Below are 17963 nucleotides of genomic sequence, written 5' to 3' on the forward strand. Positions count from 1 at the left end.
CCGCCTATGGCATGGGGGACCCGCAATGACGAAGCCCCCGCGTACCACCACCCGCCAGCCGCGCCCCGAGCCGCAGCGCTCGAACCGCGTCCGCGCGGTATCCGAGCTGCTGCCGGACGTGGGCGGCGCCGCCTTTCGCAAGTTCGGCTTCGTCCAGTCCGCCGTGGTCAGCCGCTGGAGCGAGATCGTCGGCGAGCGCTATGCCCGCGTCTCCGCCCCCGAATCGATTCGCTTCCCGCGCGGCAAGCGCGAGGAAGGCGTGCTGGCGCTCACCGTCTCGGGCGCCTTCGCGCCGATGATGCAGCATATCGCGCCCGAGATCATCGAGCGGGTGAACCGCTTTTTCGGCTATCCCGCCGTCGCCAAGCTGGCGATCCGCCACGGCGACCTGCGCGCGCCGAAAGCCAAGCCGGCGCCCCCCCCCAGCCTCAAGCCGCTGTCGGAAGCGATGGGCGACAGCTTGCGGGGCATCGCCGACCCGGAACTGCGCGCGGTGCTCGAATCGCTTGCCGCGGGCGTCGCGGCGCAGGACGAAACGCCGGTGTTCGGCCGGATCGATTGAGATGATGCAGCGATTCCTCACCCTGATTCTCGCGCTGGTGCCGCTCTTCGCGCTCGGTGCCGTCCCCGCCCCGCAGGCCAACTGGCTGACCACCGTCGTCGCGACGCCAGAGGGTGGCTACCGGCAGGGCAATCCCAACGCGACCGTAAAGCTGGTCGAATATGGTTCGCGCACCTGCCCGACCTGTGGTCGCTTCGCCACCGAGGGCATGAAGCCGCTGCGCGATCAATATATCGCCACGGGCAAGGTGAGCTATGAATATCGCGACTATCTGGTGCACGGCGCGCCCGATCTCGCGCTCGCCCTGCTCAACCGGTGCGTGGGCACGCAGCGCTTCTTCCCCGTGCTCGACGCGATCTACGCCAACCAGTCCAAGTTCGAAGAAAAGCTGATCGCGCTGGAGAAGGCGCCCGCGACGATCGAGGCCTGGCAGAAGCTGCCCCCGCCGCAGATGGCCACGCGCTTCGCCGAGAACATGGGCATGATCGCCTTCCTCAAGACGCAGGGCCTGCCCGAGGCCAAGGCCCGCCAGTGCCTCGCCGATCCCAAGGCGATCGCCCGTGTCGCCAAAACACAGGCAGACGGCGCGAACCTCTACAAGGTCGACGGCACGCCGAGCTTCTTCGTCAACGGCCGCAAGGTCCGCGCCTTTACCTGGCCTTATCTCGAGCCCGAACTGCGCGCCGCCGGCGCCTGACCCTTTCGTAATCGGAGACTTTCATGCGTTTCGCCCTCGTGCTCCTTCCCATTCTGGCGCTCGCCGCCTGCAACGGCGGCAACAAGGCCGGCGGCACCGGCGGCAACAGCAGCGCGCCCGTCCAGACCTCGGCGCCGGTTGCCGGCGTGCCCGCCCCGGCCGGCAAGCAGTGGACAGATGTCGTCGAGAAGACCAAGGACAACGGCTTCCGCCAGGGCAACCCGAACGCACCGATCAAGCTGGTGGAATATGGCTCGCGCATGTGCCCGTTCTGCGCCCAGTTCGGCACCACCGGGGTCGGCCCGCTGCGCGAGAAGTATATTTCCACCGGCAAGGTCAGCTATGAATATCGCGACTTCCTGATTCACGGCGCCCCCGACCTCGCGCTCGCATTGCTCAACCAGTGCGTGCCGACCGATGCCTTCTTCCCGACGCTGGACCAGATCTATGCCGGCCAGGAAGAGTTCGAGAAGAAGATCATGGCGCTCCAGCAGACCAACCCGCAGGTGCTCGACCAGATCCAGCAGATGCCGCCGCCCCAGGCCGCAGCCGGCTTTGCCCAGGCGCTGGGCATGGTCGACTTCATGAAGCAGCGCGGCCTGCCCGAGGCGCAGGCCAAGGCGTGCCTTGCCGACCAGAAGCAGATCGAGACGATCGCCAAGGTCAATGCCGACGGCGCCAATGTCTATGGCGTGAACTCGACGCCGACCTTCTTCATCAACGGCCAGAAGACCGACGTGAACACCTGGACCGATCTGGAGCCGCTGCTCCAGAAGGCCGGCGCACGCTGATCGACCAGCTGTGCAGATAAAACGGCTGCGGCTGACGGGCTTCAAGAGCTTCGTCGACCCGGCCGATCTGCGGATCGAACCGGGGCTGACGGGCATCGTCGGCCCCAATGGCTGCGGCAAGTCCAACCTGCTCGAAGCGCTGCGCTGGGTGATGGGCGAGACCAGCGCGAAATCGATGCGCGGCAGCGGCATGGAAGACGTGATCTTCGCCGGCACCGCCACCCGCCCGCAGCGCGACTTCGCCGAAGTGGCGGTGGTCGCGGATCTGCCCGAGCAGCAGGACGAGCTGGAGATCATCCGCCGCATCGAGCGCGGCGCCGGATCCGCCTATCGCATCAACGGCCGCGACGTGCGCGCCAAGGACGTGGCGCTGGCCTTTGCCGATGCCGCGACCGGCGCGCATTCTCCGGCGCTGGTCAGCCAGGGGCGAATCGGCGCGATCATCGCCGCCAAGCCGGGCGAGCGCCGCGCGATGCTGGAGGAAGCGGCAGGAATTGCGGGCCTTCACGTCCGCCGCCGCGATGCCGAGCAGAAGCTGCGCGCCACCGAAACCAATCTCACCCGGCTCGACGAACTGATCGGCGAGCAGGAGCAGCGCGCCGCCGCACTGAAACGCCAGGCGCGGCAGGCGGAGCGCTACCGCGCGCTTTCCGACCGCATCCGGGTGGCGGAGGCGCGCATGATCTTCGCCCGCTGGCGCGATGCCGCCGCCGCAGCCGACGCGGCCCGCAAGGATGCAGCGGAAGCCGAATCCATGGTTGTGGCGCGCAGTGCTGCGCAGGCCGAAGCGGAAGCCGCGCAGCTGGCGGCGGCCGAGATGGTGGGCAAGTTGCGTGCCCAGGCGCTTCGCTTGCGCGACGCGGCCAGCGACGCCCAGCACCGTCTCCAGACATTGCGCAATGCGCGGCACGGCGTGGAACGACGGATCGCCGAGCTGGCGGAGGCGAGCCGAAGACTGGAGACCGATCGCCTTCGCGAAGCCGCGCTTGCCCGCGACGCGACCGAGGCCGTCGAACGACTGACGGCGGAACAGGCAATGTTGGAAGCACGCATCGCCGAGGCCGCGACTCGCGTACCGCACCTGGAATCGGTGCTGGCGGAAACGGAACGCGCTGCCCGCGACGCCGAAGTCGCGCTCTCCCAGGCGGTGGCGCAGCAGGCGAGCGAAGCAGCCGAGGTGCGCGTCGCCGAAGCCGCGCTCGTCGCGGCGCAAGGACGGGTGGAACGCAGCCAGCGCGACCAGGCGCGCATCGATGCCGAAGCACGGGCACTGGGCGAGGCCGAACCGCTGCTCGCGGCGCGCCTCCGCGCAGCCGAATCGCGCGCGGACGCACAGCGCCAGGCCGACACGGCCCGCGACGCCCTTGCCCGCGCCGACGCCGACGAACGCGCGGCAATCGAAGCGCGCAACACTGCGCAGGCATCCCGGGCCACCGCCCATGCCGAGCTTGCCCAGATCGACAGCGAAGCGACCGCGCTCGCCAAGGCGACCAAGCCTGCCGGCAAGGACCGGCTGCTTGATCGGGTGACGGTTGCAGCGGGCTATGAGCGCGCGCTGGCCGCTGCGCTGGGCGACGATCTCGACGCGGGCCTCGACACCACCGCCGAACGCCATTGGGGCGGCGCGGCACCGTCACCGGAAGACCCGCTGCCCCCGTCGGGTACCGCGCCCCTCGCGGAGCAGGTCACCGCACCGCCGGAACTTGCGAGACGCCTCGCCCAGGTTCTGGTGTGCGAGGTCGACCACGGCGCTCCGCTAGCCGCCGGACAACGACTGGTGACGCTGCAGGGCACGCTCCGGCGATGGGATGGGTATCGCGCGCGTTCGGTCGGCGCGGCCGCGGCGGAGCGGCTGGAACGAGTGAATCGGCTCGCCGCGCTGGATCGCGCGCGCCCCGCGGCACTGGCGGCGCTGGAGACGGCGGCGGCCGATCTCCGCCGGACGGAAGCGGCCATCGCCGAGGCACGCCGCAGCGCCGCGGAGAACCGCAAGCGGCTCGACCAGGCGGACCTTGCCGCGCGCGAGGCTGCCCGCGCCGAAGACCGTGCCGCCGTCCAGCTGGAACGGCTGGAAGCGCAGCGTGCCGACCTCGAGACGCGGCGTACCCGCATCGCCGACGAGGCGGCGGAAGCCGCTTCCGAGCTTGCACGCGCCGAAGCTGCCAAGGCCGCGCTGCCGGACGGCACCGAAACGCGCGCGAAGGTGGCGGCATTGTCCCGTGCCGCGGACCTCGCACGCGCCGCCGTGGCAAGCGCACGTGCGGAACGCACCACGTTCGACCGTGATCTCGCCCAGGCCCGGGAGCGGCTGGCGGCGGCGGCAGCGGAAGCGAAAAGCTGGTCCGCCCGGGCCACCGACGCAGCCCGTCGCACGACAGAGATGGATGCGCGCGCCGCGACATTGGCGCAGGAGCGCGAGACGATCGCCGGCCGCCCCGCCCAGCTTGCCGCGCAGCTTGCCGACGCGGAAGCCGCCAACGAAGCGACGAAGCGCGAGTCGAGCGCCGCCCAGACTGCAGAGCGCGAGGCCGACACGGTGCTGCGCTCGGCCGAGGCGGCGATGCGCAAGGCAAGCGAATCTCTTTCAGAGGCGCGCGAGCGCCGGGCGGGCGCCGCCGCCCGGGCGGAGAGCCAGGACCTGCGCCGGACGGAAATGGGCCGGGTTTCGGGCGAGCGCTTCGAATGTCCCCCGCCGCTGCTTCCGGTACGACTCCAGTTCGAGGCTGAGAGCGTGCGGACCCCGCAGGACGAATCGGCCGCACTGGAAAGGCTCAGCACCGATCGCGAGCGGCTGGGGCCGGTCAATCTGGTGGCAGAGACCGAACTTGCCGAGCTGGAAGCGTCGTTCGGCACCAACGCCAAGGAGCGGGACGAGTTGATCCAGGCGGTCCACCGCCTGCGCGGCTCGATCGGCACGCTCAACCGCGAGGGGCGCCAGCGGCTGCTCGCCGCGTTCGAGGCGGTAGACCAGCATTTCCGCCGGCTGTTCACCACGCTGTTCAACGGCGGCCAGGCGCATCTGGCCCTCATCGATTCGGACGATCCGCTGGAGGCCGGGCTGGAAATCATGGCCCAGCCCCCGGGCAAGAAGCTGCAATCGCTCACCCTGCTCTCGGGCGGCGAGCAGGCGCTGACCGCAGTCGCGCTGATCTTCGCGCTATTCCTCACCAAACCCTCGCCGATCTGCGTGCTCGACGAAGTCGACGCGCCGCTCGACGACGCCAATGTCGATCGCTTCTGCGATCTTCTGGAGGCGATGACGCGGGAGACCGCGACCCGGTATCTGATCGTCACCCACAATGCCGCGACCATGGCGCGGATGCACCGGCTGTTCGGCGTGACGATGGTCGAGCGCGGCGTAAGCCGGCTGGTCTCGGTCGATCTCGGCGGAGCGACGAGCCTGCTCGCCGCCGAATAGCCTAGTGGCGGACCTGCAGACTCGGTTCGCTTTGCAGCGCCGAGGCCACGAGCAGGCTTTCCTCCAGCTTCACCCGGTTACGCAGACGCGGCAGCAGCGCGCGGCTGGCGGTCGCGAATCCGGCGCGATCGGCGGCGATCTGTGCGGGCGTCCAGAACTGCAGATAGTCCTGCCAATGGGCCTTCAGCCGCTCGAACTCGTCGCGGACCTGATCGACCTTGGCGCGTGAAATGCCGGGCTTGGCGGATAGGGCCAGCGCGTAGATGGCCGTGTCCTCGCGTGCGAGATGCTCTGCCACGCAGTTGAGCAGATGATCGAGCGCATTGGAGAGGTCGACCGGAGAGGCGTCGCTCTCAAGCAGTCCGGAAAGGCGTCGCGCGAGAATATCGATCATCTCGTGATCGCGCCGCAGTTCCGCGATCGTCGTCGTAGCCATGATTATCCGCCCTCACATCGCGCCGTTGCGAAACTCCGCTTCCTGATCCCCCGTCTCGTTTCTAGCGCGATTGGCGGGAAAGTGGAACCCGAGAATCAGTTTCAAGAAAAAAGGGGCCCGGCAGTGCCGAACCCCTTCCTTTCTTGCGCGGAACGCGTGCGATCAGTCGCGATCACCGGTCAGGAACGCGGGCAGGCCGATGTCTTCGCCGCCCTCATCCTTGCCGCCTTCGCGACCACCGCTGCGCGGCTTGTCGCCACGGTCGCGACGGGGGCCACGCTCGCCGCGCTCACCACCGCGCTCGCCGCCACGGCCGCCTTCGCGACGGCGGTCGCCGCCACGATCGCCGCGGTCGCCGCGATCCCCACGGTCGCCGCGCGGTTCGCGGGCTTCACGTGCGGGGCGCGAGTCTTCCAGCTCGGCACCGGTTTCCTGGTCGACGACGCGCATCGACAGGCGCACCTTGCCGCGCGGATCGATCTCGAGGACCTTGACCTTGACTTCCTGGCCTTCGCTCAGGACGTCCGAGACCTTCTCGACGCGCTCGTTCTTGATCTCCGAGACGTGGACGAGACCGTCCTTGCCGCCCATGAAGTTCACGAACGCACCGAAATCGACGAGGTTGACGACCTTGCCGTTGTAGATCTTGCCGACTTCGGCTTCCTCGACCAGGCCCTTGATCCACTTGATCGCGGCTTCGATCTGCGCCGGATCCGACGAGCTGACCTTGATTACGCCCTCGTCGTCGATGTCGACCTTGGCGCCGGTGGTGGCGACGATCTCGCGGATCACCTTGCCGCCGGTGCCGATCACTTCGCGGATCTTCGACTTGTCGATCGTGAAGGTCTCGATGCGCGGCGCGTGCGCGGACAGCTCCGAGCGGACTTCGCCCAGCGCCTTGTTCATCTCGCCCAGGATGTGCGCGCGACCGGCCTTGGCCTGGTTGAGCGCCGCCTCGAAGATCTCCTTGGTGATGCCGGCGATCTTGATGTCCATCTGCATCGTGGTGATGCCCTCGGACGTGCCGGCGACCTTGAAGTCCATGTCGCCCAGGTGATCTTCGTCCCCCAGGATGTCGGACAGGATCGCATAGTCCTTGCCCTCGAGGATCAGGCCCATGGCGATGCCCGAGACCGGACGCTTGATCGGCACGCCGGCGTCCATCATCGCGAGGCTGCCGCCGCACACCGACGCCATCGACGACGAGCCGTTCGACTCGGTAATGTCGCTGGTCAGGCGGATCGTGTAGGGGAAGTCTTCCTTGGCGGGCAGCACCGGGTGCAGCGCGCGCCATGCCAGCTTGCCATGGCCGACTTCGCGACGGCCCGGCGCGCCGAAGCGGCCCACTTCGCCGACCGAATAGGGCGGGAAGTTATAGTGCAGCATGAAGTTCTGGTAGCTGAGGCCGTTCAGGCCATCGATCATCTGCTCGGCATCCTTGGTGCCGAGGGTGCAGGTGGCGATGGTCTGGGTCTCGCCGCGGGTGAACAGCGCCGAGCCGTGCGCGCGCGGGAGGAAGTGCGTCTCCGCCTCGATCGGGCGGATCTGCGTGGTGGTGCGGCCGTCGATGCGCTTGCCGTCCTTGAGGATGGCGGTGCGGACGATCTCGGCTTCCAGCTTCTTGGTCAGCTTGATGCCGGCCATGACGTCCTGCGGGCTCAGACCTTCCTCGGTGAACTGCGCCTTCGCCTTGGCACGCGCCTCGTTCAGCGCGTTCGAGCGGGCCGACTTGTCGGTCAGCTTGTAGGCGGCGGCGATGTCCTTGCCGATCAGCTTCTTGAGCTTGTCCTTGATCTTGGCGTTGTCGTTCGACGACGCCATTTCCCAAGGCTCCTTGGCGGCCTGCTCGGCGAGCTTAACGATCGCCTTGACGATCTCGCGGCAGGCATCGTGCGCGAACAGCACGGCGCCGAGCATGACCTCTTCCGAAAGCTCCTTGGCTTCGGATTCGACCATCATCACCGCGTCATAGGTAGCGGCGACGACGAGATCGAGATCGCCCTCGGCAACCTGCGCGTCGGTCGGGTTCAGGATATACTCGCCGTTGAGGTAACCGACGCGGGCGGCGCCGATCGGGCCCATGAACGGCACGCCCGAGAGCGTGAGCGCTGCCGAGGCCGCGATCATCGACAGGATGTCGGGCTCGTTCTCGCCGTCATAGCTCAGCACCTGGGCGATGGCGTTGACTTCGTTGTAGAAGCCTTCCGGGAACAGCGGGCGGATCGGGCGGTCGATGAGGCGGGAGACGAGCGTCTCCTTCTCGGTGGCGCCGCGCTCGCGCTTGAAGAAGCCGCCCGGGATGCGACCGGCGGCCGAGAATTTTTCCTGGTAGTGGACGGTCAGCGGGAAGAAGTCCTGGCCTTCCTTCACGCTCTTGGCGGCGGTGACCGCGCACAGCACCACGGTTTCGCCGAGGGTCGCGATCACCGCGCCGTCGGCCTGGCGGGCAACCTTGCCCGTTTCGAGAGTCAGCGTCTTGCCGCCCCACTCGATCGATACAGTCTTCTTGTCGAACATGTCGTTTCCTTCACTCCCCGGTGCCAATCACGCGGGGGGCCTATGCGTGAGCCGTATGTGGCTCGTGGGACCGACCGTATTGCCGGATCCCCCGTTTCGATCCCGGCGCCTTTCGCCGGGGACCGCCGATGCGTTATCGCACCGGAATGACAAAAAGGCGACCCGAAGGTCGCCTTTCCGTGTTACTTGCGAAGACCGAGCTTCGCGATGAGATCTGCGTAGCGCGCCTGGTCCTTCTTCTTCAGATAGTCCAGCAGGCTGCGGCGCTTGTTGACCAGCATCAGCAGACCGCGGCGCGAGTGATTGTCCTTCGCGTGGGTCTTGAAGTGCTCGGTGAGGTTGGCGATGCGCTCCGAGAGGATCGCGACCTGCACTTCGGGGCTGCCGGTATCGCCCTCGTTGCGGGCGTGTTCCTTGACGAGCGCTTCCTTGCGCTCCTGCGTGATCGACATGGCGTTTCCTTCGACATCTAAGCTACAGGTTGAAGCCGCGCACGACCCGGATGCTTCCGGCTTCCGCCTCTACCAGCGCTATCGGCGTATCGCCGAGCAGCGCGAAATGGAGGCCATCATGAACGGCAATCCCGACCAAGACCCGCCCCTGACGGAGCAGCCCTGCCTGATCGGGGGTGAGGGGTAGAGCCGGGATGTCGTCCAGCCCCGCCCTCAGCGGCAGGCAAATGTCTTCAAGGCGCCGCTCCTTAGCGGCATCCGCCAAAGAGTCCAGCGAAATCGCCTGGTCCAGGGTGAAGGGGCCCGCCTTGATACGACGGAGATAGGTGACGTGGCCGACGGTGCCAAGCGCCTGGGCGATGTCGCGCGCAAGGCTGCGGATGTAGGTGCCCTTGGAGACGTGCGCGCGCAGGGTGATGTCCGAAAGCCGATCCTCCCCCGCCAGGGGGAGGTGGCCGCCGGAGGCGGACGGAGAGGGAGGACTCCCTGCCGCTGAAGATCCATCGCTTCCTCCCCCTCCGTCAGGCTGCGCCTGACACCTCCCCCTGACGGGGGAGGATAAAGTGAGGCCGTAAATCGTCACCGCCCGGCTTTTCAGCACCACCGCCTCGCCGGCGCGCGCCAGGTCGTACGCCCGCTCGCCATCCACCTTCAGCGCCGAATAGGCCGGCGGCACCTGCTCGATCGGCCCGGTGAAGCGCGGCACTACCCCCTCGAGCTGCGCCAGCGTCGGCCGAACCTCGGACGTCGCAATCACCTTCCCCTCGGCGTCCAGCGTATCCGTCTCCACGCCGAACCGGATGGTGAAATCATACACCTTGTCGCTGTCGAGCATGCGGCCCGCGAGCTTGGTCGCCTCGCCCAGCGCGATCGGCAGCACGCCGGTGGCGAGCGGATCCAGCGTGCCGCCATGGCCCACCTTCACCTTGGCATAGCCGCCCTCGCGCAGCGCGCGCTTGACCGCGCTCACGCCTTGCGTCGAGCCGAGGCCCAAAGGTTTGTCGAGGATGATCCAGCCGTGCATCGCCGCGCCATAGGTGGCCTTCGCAGCCCGCGCAAATCACGACATTATTGCAACACCGCCAAGCAAACTCGCCGGACGGCGCCCGAAACGCTTGCTGCACATGACGGTTCCGCTACAGGCGCGCGAAATATCAGCGACATTGAAAAGAAACGATCGCGACTCCGCACTGGAGAGGACGAGCCATCTTTTTACGGGGACTCGATTCCGCCATGACCAACGCCACGCTTCTTCGCGTTCTGCTGCTCGGCAGCGCCGCTCTTACGACGCCGTCCGCATTCGCTGCCAACGCTAATGAAACCCCCGCATCGGTACAGGGCGCCCAGCCCGACGAGACCGTGCCGCAGACCGGCGAGATCGTCGTTACCGCCCAGCGCCGCACCGAAGCCGCCAAGGATGTGCCCGTCGCCGTCACCGCGATAAGCGGAGAAAAGCTCGACGTGCTGAACTCCTCGGGGCTCGACATCCGCTTCCTCGCATCGCGCACCCCCAGCCTGCAGATCGAAAGCTCGTTCGGCCGCACCTTCCCGCGCTTCTACATTCGCGGCCTCGGCAACACCGACTTCGACCCCAACGCCGCGCAGCCGGTGTCGGTGGTGTACGACAATGTCGCGCTCGAGAACCCGATGCTGAAGGCATTCCCGGTGTTCGACCTCGCCCGCGTCGAGGTGCTGCGCGGACCGCAGGGCACGCTGTTCGGCCGCAACACGCCGGCCGGTGTGGTGAAGCTCGAATCGCAGCGCCCGACCGACAAGTACGAAGCGCAGGGCAGCGTCAGCTGGGCGACCTACAACACGGTTAACGCCGACCTCGCGCTCAACGCCCCGCTCGGCGGCGGCTTCAGCCTGCGCGTCTCGGGCCTCGTCCAGCATCGCGACAACTGGGTGGTGAACGACACCACCAGCACGCTCAGCGTCGCCAACCGCAAGCTCGAAGGCTATACCGATCGTGCCGGTCGCGTGCAGCTCGCCTATACCAATGGCGACTTCAACGCGCTGATCAACGTCCATGGCCGCGACCTCGAAGGCACGCCGCGCGTGTTCCGTGCAGGCCTGTTCCAGCGGGGCTCGAACAACTTCTCGGCCGGTTTCGACCCCAAGCATGTCCGTCTCGACGGCTATACCAGCCAGTGGCTGGAGCAGTGGGGCGGCAGCGTCCAGCTCGACTATCATTTCGACGGGATCGGCACGCTCTATTCGGTGACCGCCTATGAGCGCGCCAAGGTGCAGAGCACCGGCGACGTCGACGGCGGCGATACCTATCCCGCCGTCGCGCTGGGGCTGAACAACGCGGCCTTCCCGTCGAACACCGGCGGCATCACCCAGCCCAAGGAGTTCAGCCAGGAACTGCGTTTCGCGACCGACCAGTTCGGCGCCTTCCGCGGCCAAGCCGGTCTCTATTATTTCGACCAGAACCTCAACTACAGCGAATATGGCTATCCGCTGGGCGGCGGCGCGCAGAACCAGAATATCGGCCACGTCAACATCAACGAGAATATCGGCGTGTTCGCCTCGGGCGAGTACAAGGCGACCGACGCGCTCACCCTGCGCGCCGGCGTGCGCTATTCGCATGACCGCAAGAACGACGTGATCACCGGCTTCGGCCCGTTGACCGGCGGCCTGACGCTGCCGGTGCAGACCAAGGTGAAGGGCGAGGCGGTGACCTGGGATGCCAGCGCCACCTATGCGCTGACTCCCGACGTCAACGTCTATGCGCGCTTCGCCACCGGTTATCTCGGCCCGGCGATCCAGGACCGCGTGACCTTCGGCTCGGTGCCGACCACGGCGGGCAAGCAGTTCACCAAATCGGCCGAAGCCGGCGTGAAGGGCGCGTTCCCGGCCAAGGGGCTGAACTATGCGCTGACCGGCTACTGGTTCCGCACCGACGACCTGCAGCTGACCGCCGTGGGCGGCGCGACGAACTCGACCCGGCTGCTCTCGGCTGATCACGTCAACGGCTACGGCGTCGAGGCCGAGTTCGGCTATCGCCCGGTGCGCGGCCTGGAGCTGACCGCCAGCGGCAGCTACAACTTCACCCAGATCCGCGACCCGAAGCTTGCGGTCGGCGTGTGCGGCGCGCTGTGCACCGTCACCGATCCGACCACGACCATCGGCGGCCAGCGCGTGGCCCTGATCGACGGCAACCGCCTGCCCCAGGCGCCGCGCTTCGTGCTGAACGCCACCGCCCGCTACGGCGTGCCGCTGGCGAACGGCGGCGAAGTCTATGTCTATACCGACTGGGCCTATCGCAGCGAGATCAACTACTTCCTCTACGAGGCCAAGGAGTTCCGCGGGCGTGCGCTGCTCGAGGGCGGCCTGCGCATCGGCTATCGTGCGCCGGAAGGGTATGAGGTGGCGGCGTTCGCCCGCAATATCCTGAACCAGATCCGCGCGCAGAGCGCGATCGACTTCAACAACCTGACCGGCATGATCAACGAGCCGCGCATCATCGGCGGCGAGATCCGGTTCCACTTCTGATCGAACGCGCGGTGGGTTGGCTCCCGGCCGCGCACTTCGGTTCCAAGGGCGTCGCGGGGCAACCTGCGGCGCCCTTTTCGCGTCAGCCGATCGCGCCGCGCCGCTCGACGAAATGGCGACGGCAGAGCGCGACATAGCGATCATTGCCGCCGATCTCGCGCTGCTCGCCCTCGCGCACGGCCCTGCCCTCGGCGTCGACGCGCAGGTTCATCGTCGCCTTGCGCCCGCATTCGCAGACCGATTTGATCTCGACCAGCGAGTCCGCGATCGCCAGCAGCGCCGCCGCGCCCTCGAACAGCACGCCGCGAAAATCGGTGCGCAGCCCGTAGCAGAGCACGGGAATCTCGTCCTCGTCGCACACGGCGGCAAGCTGGCGCACCTGCGCGGCAGAGAGGAACTGCGCCTCGTCGACCAGCACGCAGGCGAGCGGCGATGCGAAATGCGCGTCCTGGACGACGGTGCGCAGATCGGTGGTGCCGTCGAAGGGAATGGCTTCGGCATGGATGCCGAGCCGCGAGTCGATCACCCCGTGCCCGCCGCGATCGTGCACGCCGGCGGTGAACAGCAGGGTCCGCATGCCGCGCTCGCGATAGTTGAAATCGGCCTGCAGCAACGTGGTCGATTTGCCCGCATTCATCGAGGCATAGTAGAAATAGAGCTTGGCCATGCCGACCACCCTATGTCGGCTATCACGCCCCCGGTCCATCGGTTAGCATCGTTGAAACTGCCGGGGGGCGACGATGCGTACGGGGCTTTGGATTCTGAATGTCATGGCGGTCTTCTGGTGCGTGGGGGCGCTACATTTCTCGCGCCTGCCGCTGTGGTGGAGCGTGCCGGCGGTTGTAATCAGCGCGGCGATCCTGCTGGGGACGCGCCATGCGTCGGATGAGACCGACGACGCCGATCGCTCGCATGTCGGCCGGCTGGTAGCGATCTGGAGCAGCGCCGAGGGGGTGGTGATTTTCCTGGCGGCGAATATCCTGATCAAACTGCACATGGCCGAACGGCTTCTGCCGACGATGGCAATCATCGTGGGGCTGCATTTCCTGCCGCTGGCGCGCGGGATACCGGCGCGAATCTATTATTGGTCGGGCGCGGCGTTGGTGCTGGTGGGCGCCATGGGCTGGCTGCTACCGCCCGACAACGCCCCACTGGCCACCGGTCTCCTAGCCGCCGCGACCTTGTGGGCCAGTGCGCTGGCCTCGGCGAAGCGCGGCAGGGCCTAGGAGCTTTCGCCCAAGTCCTGCGCGACCTTGGGATCGCGGAGCAACTGGTCGATATGGCTGCCTTCGTCGAAGCTCTCGTCCGACAGGAATTTGAGCTTGGCCGCGTACTTCATCTTCACCCGGTGCGCGACTTCGCGCTGGAGGAAGGCGGTGTTGGTGCGCAGCGCCTTGAGCACCGCTTCCTCGTCCTTGCCGAGCAGCGGCTTCACGAACACCGTCGCATGGCGCAGATCGGGGGACATGCGCACTTCCGTTATCGAAACCATGTGCTTCGCCAGCACCTCGTCATGCACGTCGCCGCGCTGGAGGATTTCGCTGAGGATATGGCGCACCTGTTCGCCCACGCGCAGCACGCGGACGGAGCGGGTTTCATCGGTGTCGTTCTGGCGCATCGTGTGATTCTGACCGGTTCTTGCTATCTGTTACGGACTGCAGTCAATTCTGTGCAATCGATCACTTCCTGAGCCCGGGTGTTCCAGCGCCCGGGCTCAAATCATATTAGGCTCCCGGCGTTGCAGCACCTGGAGCCCGCACGAGCTTACCTGCCGCTCAGCTCGATGCGCTTAATCGCTAGCCCAAACTGCGCGATGACCAGCATCGCGAAACCAGGAACTACTTCAATCGACATACGCACCTCCTTCCATCGACGTAGCGATGAAAGGAGGTGTACGCGTTCGCATCCGCCTGAGCGATCAACAGCCCTTGTAAAACGTGCGTTTTACAAGGGCAGCCGCATCACAGCGTACGTTCGCGCAGCTCGACCTCGTAAGTTTCGAGGTAATCGCCCGCCTTGATGTCCACGAAGTTCTGCGTGAACGTCACACCGCACTCGAGGCCTGCGCGCACTTCGGCGACATCGTCCTTGAACCTACGCAGCGAGGCGATCTCGCCGGTGTAGATGATGACGTCGTTGCGCGTGATGCGTGCCTTGAGCGCCTTGCGGATGAAGCCGTCGACGACCAGCAGACCGGCTGCCTTGCCGTGCTTGCCCGCCGAGAAGACTTCCTTGATCTCGGCGCGGCCGACGACCGTTTCGAAGGCTTCCGGACCCAGCTCGCCCGCCATGCCAGCGCGGATCTCGTCGGTCAGGTCGTAGATGACGTCGTAATATTTGAGCGCCACCTTGTTCCGCTCGGCGATCTCGCGCGCCTTGGCATTGGCGCGGACGTTGAAGCCGATGATCGGCGCGCCGCTTGCCGAAGCCAGCGCCACGTCGCTCTCGGTGATGCCGCCGACGCCCGAGTGCAGGATGCGCACGCGGATGTCGTCGTTGCCCAGCTTGCTGAGCGCACCCACGATCGCTTCGGTCGACCCCTGCGTGTCGGCCTTGACCACCACCGGATATTCGATCGCCTGCTTGTCCTTGAGCGCGGAGAACATGCTCTCCAGGCTCGCCGGCGCCTGGGTGGTGCGCTTCTGGAGCAGCACGCCCTGACGATATTCGGCGACCTCGCGGGCACGCGCCTCGCTGTCGACTACCTGCATCGGATCGCCGGCCGACGGCACGCCCGAGATGCCAAGCACCTCGACCGGCATCGCCGGGCCCGCTTCCTTGATCTGGCGACCCTTGTCGTCGATCATTGCACGGACCTTGCCGCTCTCCGCGCCGACGACGAACACGTCGCCCACGCGCAGCGTACCGCGGTTGACGAGGATCGTCGCGACCGGGCCGCGGCCCTTGTCGAGCTTCGCCTCGATCACGGTGCCTTCCGCCTCGCGATCCGGGTTGGCGCGCAGTTCGAGCAGTTCGGCCTGGAGCTGGATCTTCTCGATCAGTGCGTCGAGGCCGATCTTCTTCAGCGCCGATACTTCGACGTTCTGGACGTCGCCGCCCATCTCCTCGACGATCACCTCATGCTCGAGCAGACGTTCGCGCACCTTTTGCGGGTTGGCGCTGTCGAGGTCGACCTTGTTGATCGCCACGATCATCGGCACGCCGGCCGCCTTGGTGTGGTTGATAGCCTCGATCGTCTGCGGCATCAGCCCGTCGTTCGCGGCCACCACCAGCACCACGATGTCGGTGACGTTGGCACCACGCGCGCGCATTTCGCTGAACGCTTCATGGCCCGGCGTGTCGAGGAAGGTGATCTTCGACTTGTCCTTCAGGGTGACCTGATAGGCGCCGATATGCTGGGTGATGCCGCCGGCTTCGCCGCGCACCACATCGGTGCCGCGCAGCGCGTCGAGCAGCGAGGTCTTGCCGTGATCGACGTGCCCCATGATCGTGACGACCGGCGGACGCGGCTGCAGCTTGTCCTCGGGATCCTGCTCGGTATCGATCTGAAGATCGACGTCGCTGTCGCTGACGCGCTGCACATTGTGACCGAAATCGGTAACGAGCAGTTCGGCGGTATCCTGGTCGATTGACTGATTGACCGTGACCATCATGCCCATCTTGAACAGGGCCTTCACCAGGTCCGCGCCCTTTTCGGCCATGCGGTTGGCGAGTTCCTGCACGGTGATGGCGTCGGGCACCACCACGTCGCGGACCTGCTTGATCTGCGGCTCGCGCGGGCCGCCATAGGAGCGGCGATGCTCCTTCTCACGGGCGCGCTTCAGCGCCGCGAGGCTGCGCGCACGCGCACCATCGTCGCCGCCCAGGGCGCGCGTGACGGTGAGCTTGCCCGACTGGCGGCGATCGTCGCCCTTGCGGTCGCGCGACGGCTTGGCCGGATCGGCACCCGGGCGGCGCGGCGCGGCGCCGGGACCCGAAGGCGCCGGACGCGGCGCACCGGCACCAGCTGCGGGACGCTGCTGGTTCTGGTTCTGCGCGGGCTGCTGTTGCGTCTGCTGGGTCGCGGCCGGCGCTGCCTGCTGCGGCTCGGGCTTCGGCTGCGGCTTGGGGATTTCCGGGCGCACGACCGGCGTGAACCGGCGCGGCGCCGGCAGCGACGCGTCGAGCTGCAGCGTGATCGGACCCTGGGGCACCGGACGGCGCGGCGGCTGCGCGGGCGTGGCCGGCTTGGGCGCTGCGGCCTGCGGCTGGGCAGGCTTGGGCGCTGCCGGCTGCTGCGGGGCAGCGGCCTGCGGTGCCGCCGGAGCGGGTGCGGGTGCGGGTGCGGGAGTCGGCTCCGGCGTCGGCGTGGGCGTCGGCGCCGGGGCCTCCGCTACCACTTCCGGCTTCGGTTCCGGTGCGGGCGCAGGGGCCGGCGTCGGCTCGGGCGCAGGCGCCGGGGCGGCCGCCGCCTCGGTCTGGGCACGTGCGCGCTCTTCGGCGCGGCGACGCTCTTCTTCCTGCGCTTCGGCGCGGAGTCGGTCGTCACGACGACGGCTCTCTTCCAGCGCCTGCATGCGCTGTTCCTCGGCCTCGCGAAGCAGCTTGGCCTGGCGCTCCTGCGGCGAGAGATTGTCCATCGGCTTGCGCGGCGGCTGGGCAGCCGGGCGCGATGCCTGCTGCGGGGCAGCGGGACGGGGAGCCTGAGCAGCCGGAGCCTCGGGCGCAGCGGCAGGGGCCGGCGTCGACTCGTCGATCGGCGCACCCTGCGGGCCGAGAACACGGCGACGCTTGACCTCCACGACCACGGTGTTGGAACGGCCATGGCTGAAGCTCTGCTTCACCTTGCCGGTTTCCACCGTGCGCTTCAGTCCCAGCGGTGCGCGCATGCCCAGTTTCGGCTTGTCGTTTTCGGTGTCGCTCATGCGGCTACTCAAGTTCCTCGATAATGTTCGTCGTCAATGGCACGGCGGACGGCAAAGCCGATGCGCCTTGCGATTCGGAATCGCAAGACACGGGATCAGGTTCGGGTCCGATAAAGTGCAGCCAGCGATCGAGCGCTTCGCTCGTCCGCTGCGCCGCCCGGGCGTCGATAAGTCCGGCGTGTACCACATTTTCGCGGCCTAACGCCAAGGACAATATGGTGCGCGAGACCGGCAATGTTAAGCCCTTGAGGGCAGAACCTTCCCGATCCGAGCCAACTCGCCACGCCTGGGCCAGCTTTCGGCTGCCGTCGTCGCGGGCGTCGGATGCGTGGAGCAGCAGATGGAGTCGGCCGCTGCGCGCGGCCTTTTCGATCCGCTCGGCACCGATCACCACATAGCCCGCCTTCGCCTCCAGCCCCAGCCGGTCGAGCGCGGCGCGCTGCAGCTGGGCGGCGATCCGGTCCTCCAGATCGTCGGGGATGCGAATCTCGCCGGTGCGAAAGCTGCGCGACAGCGCGCCCTTCAGTTTGCCCTTGTCGCGCGACGCCGTCAGCCCCGCCTTGTCGACGGAGATCCAGGCACCGCGTCCGGGGGCCTTGGCACGAATGTCGGGCAGCACTTCGCCTTCGGGCGAAAGCACGAGTCGGATCAGCCCTTCACGCGGCGATTCCTCGCGCGACAGGATGCAGGTGCGAACCGCGTCGGTCATCGTCCCCTCCCGTTGCCG

The 17963-nt window shown here is 67.3% G+C and carries 14 protein-coding genes; 6 read left to right on the forward strand and 8 right to left on the reverse strand.

Going from position 1 to position 17963, the window contains the following annotated elements:
- Positions 1-25: 25 nt before the first annotated feature.
- Genes A7X12_RS04915 through smc form a run of 4 tightly spaced genes read left to right on the forward strand, consistent with a single transcriptional unit; the run spans position 26 to position 5468 of the window.
- A complete protein-coding gene (locus tag A7X12_RS04915) occupies positions 26-562 on the forward strand; it encodes a DUF721 domain-containing protein (RefSeq protein WP_064310513.1) in 537 nt (178 codons plus the stop codon).
- A gap of 1 nt (position 563) precedes the next feature.
- Positions 564-1259, forward strand: coding sequence for a DsbA family protein (locus tag A7X12_RS04920; protein ID WP_064310514.1), 696 nt, complete (start codon positions 564-566; stop codon positions 1257-1259).
- Between the two features lie 23 nt (positions 1260-1282).
- A complete protein-coding gene (locus A7X12_RS04925) occupies positions 1283-2050 on the forward strand; it encodes a thioredoxin domain-containing protein (protein ID WP_064310515.1) in 768 nt (255 codons plus the stop codon).
- Between the two features lie 10 nt (positions 2051-2060).
- Positions 2061-5468 carry a chromosome segregation protein SMC gene (gene smc / locus A7X12_RS04930; protein ID WP_064310516.1) on the forward strand — a complete coding sequence of 1136 codons (3408 nt, stop codon included), beginning with the start codon at positions 2061-2063 and terminating at the stop codon, positions 5466-5468.
- 1 nt (position 5469) lies between these two features.
- Here smc and A7X12_RS04935 read toward each other — a convergent pair whose 3' ends face one another.
- From A7X12_RS04935 to truB, 4 genes are all read right to left on the reverse strand, one after another.
- Positions 5470-5904 carry a hemerythrin domain-containing protein gene (locus A7X12_RS04935; protein WP_232318365.1) on the reverse strand — a complete coding sequence of 145 codons (435 nt, stop codon included), beginning with the start codon at positions 5902-5904 and terminating at the stop codon, positions 5470-5472.
- Positions 5905-6066: 162 nt separating this feature from the next.
- Positions 6067-8421 (reverse strand): polyribonucleotide nucleotidyltransferase, encoded by a 2355-nt coding sequence (gene pnp, locus A7X12_RS04940; RefSeq protein WP_064310518.1) that lies wholly within the window; start codon positions 8419-8421, stop codon positions 6067-6069.
- 182 nt (positions 8422-8603) lie between these two features.
- The gene (rpsO, locus tag A7X12_RS04945) at positions 8604-8873 is read right to left on the reverse strand and encodes a 30S ribosomal protein S15 (RefSeq protein WP_010544825.1); all 270 of its coding nucleotides are present in this window, start codon (positions 8871-8873) and stop codon (positions 8604-8606) included.
- 22 nt (positions 8874-8895) lie between these two features.
- Complete coding sequence (gene truB, locus A7X12_RS04950) at positions 8896-9897, reverse strand: tRNA pseudouridine(55) synthase TruB (RefSeq protein ID WP_064310519.1); 1002 nt, start codon at positions 9895-9897, stop codon at positions 8896-8898.
- 209 nt (positions 9898-10106) lie between these two features.
- On the opposite strand from truB, the gene A7X12_RS04955 reads away from it, so the two are divergent.
- Entirely contained in the window at positions 10107-12371 is a 2265-nt protein-coding gene (locus A7X12_RS04955) for a TonB-dependent receptor (protein WP_064310520.1), read from the forward strand.
- Positions 12372-12453: 82 nt separating this feature from the next.
- Here A7X12_RS04955 and A7X12_RS04960 read toward each other — a convergent pair whose 3' ends face one another.
- Positions 12454-13038: a thymidine kinase gene (locus tag A7X12_RS04960; protein WP_064310684.1), complete on the reverse strand. Its 585-nt coding sequence runs from the start codon at positions 13036-13038 to the stop codon at positions 12454-12456.
- 73 nt (positions 13039-13111) lie between these two features.
- Between A7X12_RS04960 and A7X12_RS04965 the strand changes: the two genes are divergently transcribed.
- A complete protein-coding gene (locus tag A7X12_RS04965; protein WP_157105498.1) occupies positions 13112-13597 on the forward strand; it encodes a hypothetical protein in 486 nt (161 codons plus the stop codon).
- Here A7X12_RS04965 and rbfA read toward each other — a convergent pair.
- The 3 genes from rbfA to A7X12_RS04980 all read right to left on the reverse strand — a co-directional run bounded on the left by rbfA (position 13594) and on the right by A7X12_RS04980 (position 17945).
- Positions 13594-13989: a 30S ribosome-binding factor RbfA gene (gene rbfA, locus A7X12_RS04970; protein WP_064310522.1), complete on the reverse strand. Its 396-nt coding sequence runs from the start codon at positions 13987-13989 to the stop codon at positions 13594-13596. The two genes, A7X12_RS04965 and rbfA, sit on opposite strands and share 4 nt — an antisense overlap.
- 343 nt (positions 13990-14332) lie before the next feature.
- Entirely contained in the window at positions 14333-17236 is a 2904-nt protein-coding gene (infB, locus tag A7X12_RS04975) for a translation initiation factor IF-2 (protein ID WP_064310523.1), read from the reverse strand.
- Positions 17237-17240: 4 nt separating this feature from the next.
- Positions 17241-17945 carry a DUF448 domain-containing protein gene (locus tag A7X12_RS04980; RefSeq protein WP_064310524.1) on the reverse strand — a complete coding sequence of 235 codons (705 nt, stop codon included), beginning with the start codon at positions 17943-17945 and terminating at the stop codon, positions 17241-17243.
- Between the last annotated feature and the right edge of the window lie 18 nt (positions 17946-17963).

Source organism: Sphingomonas sp. TDK1 (genome assembly GCF_001650735.1).
GTDB lineage: Bacteria > Pseudomonadota > Alphaproteobacteria > Sphingomonadales > Sphingomonadaceae > Sphingomonas.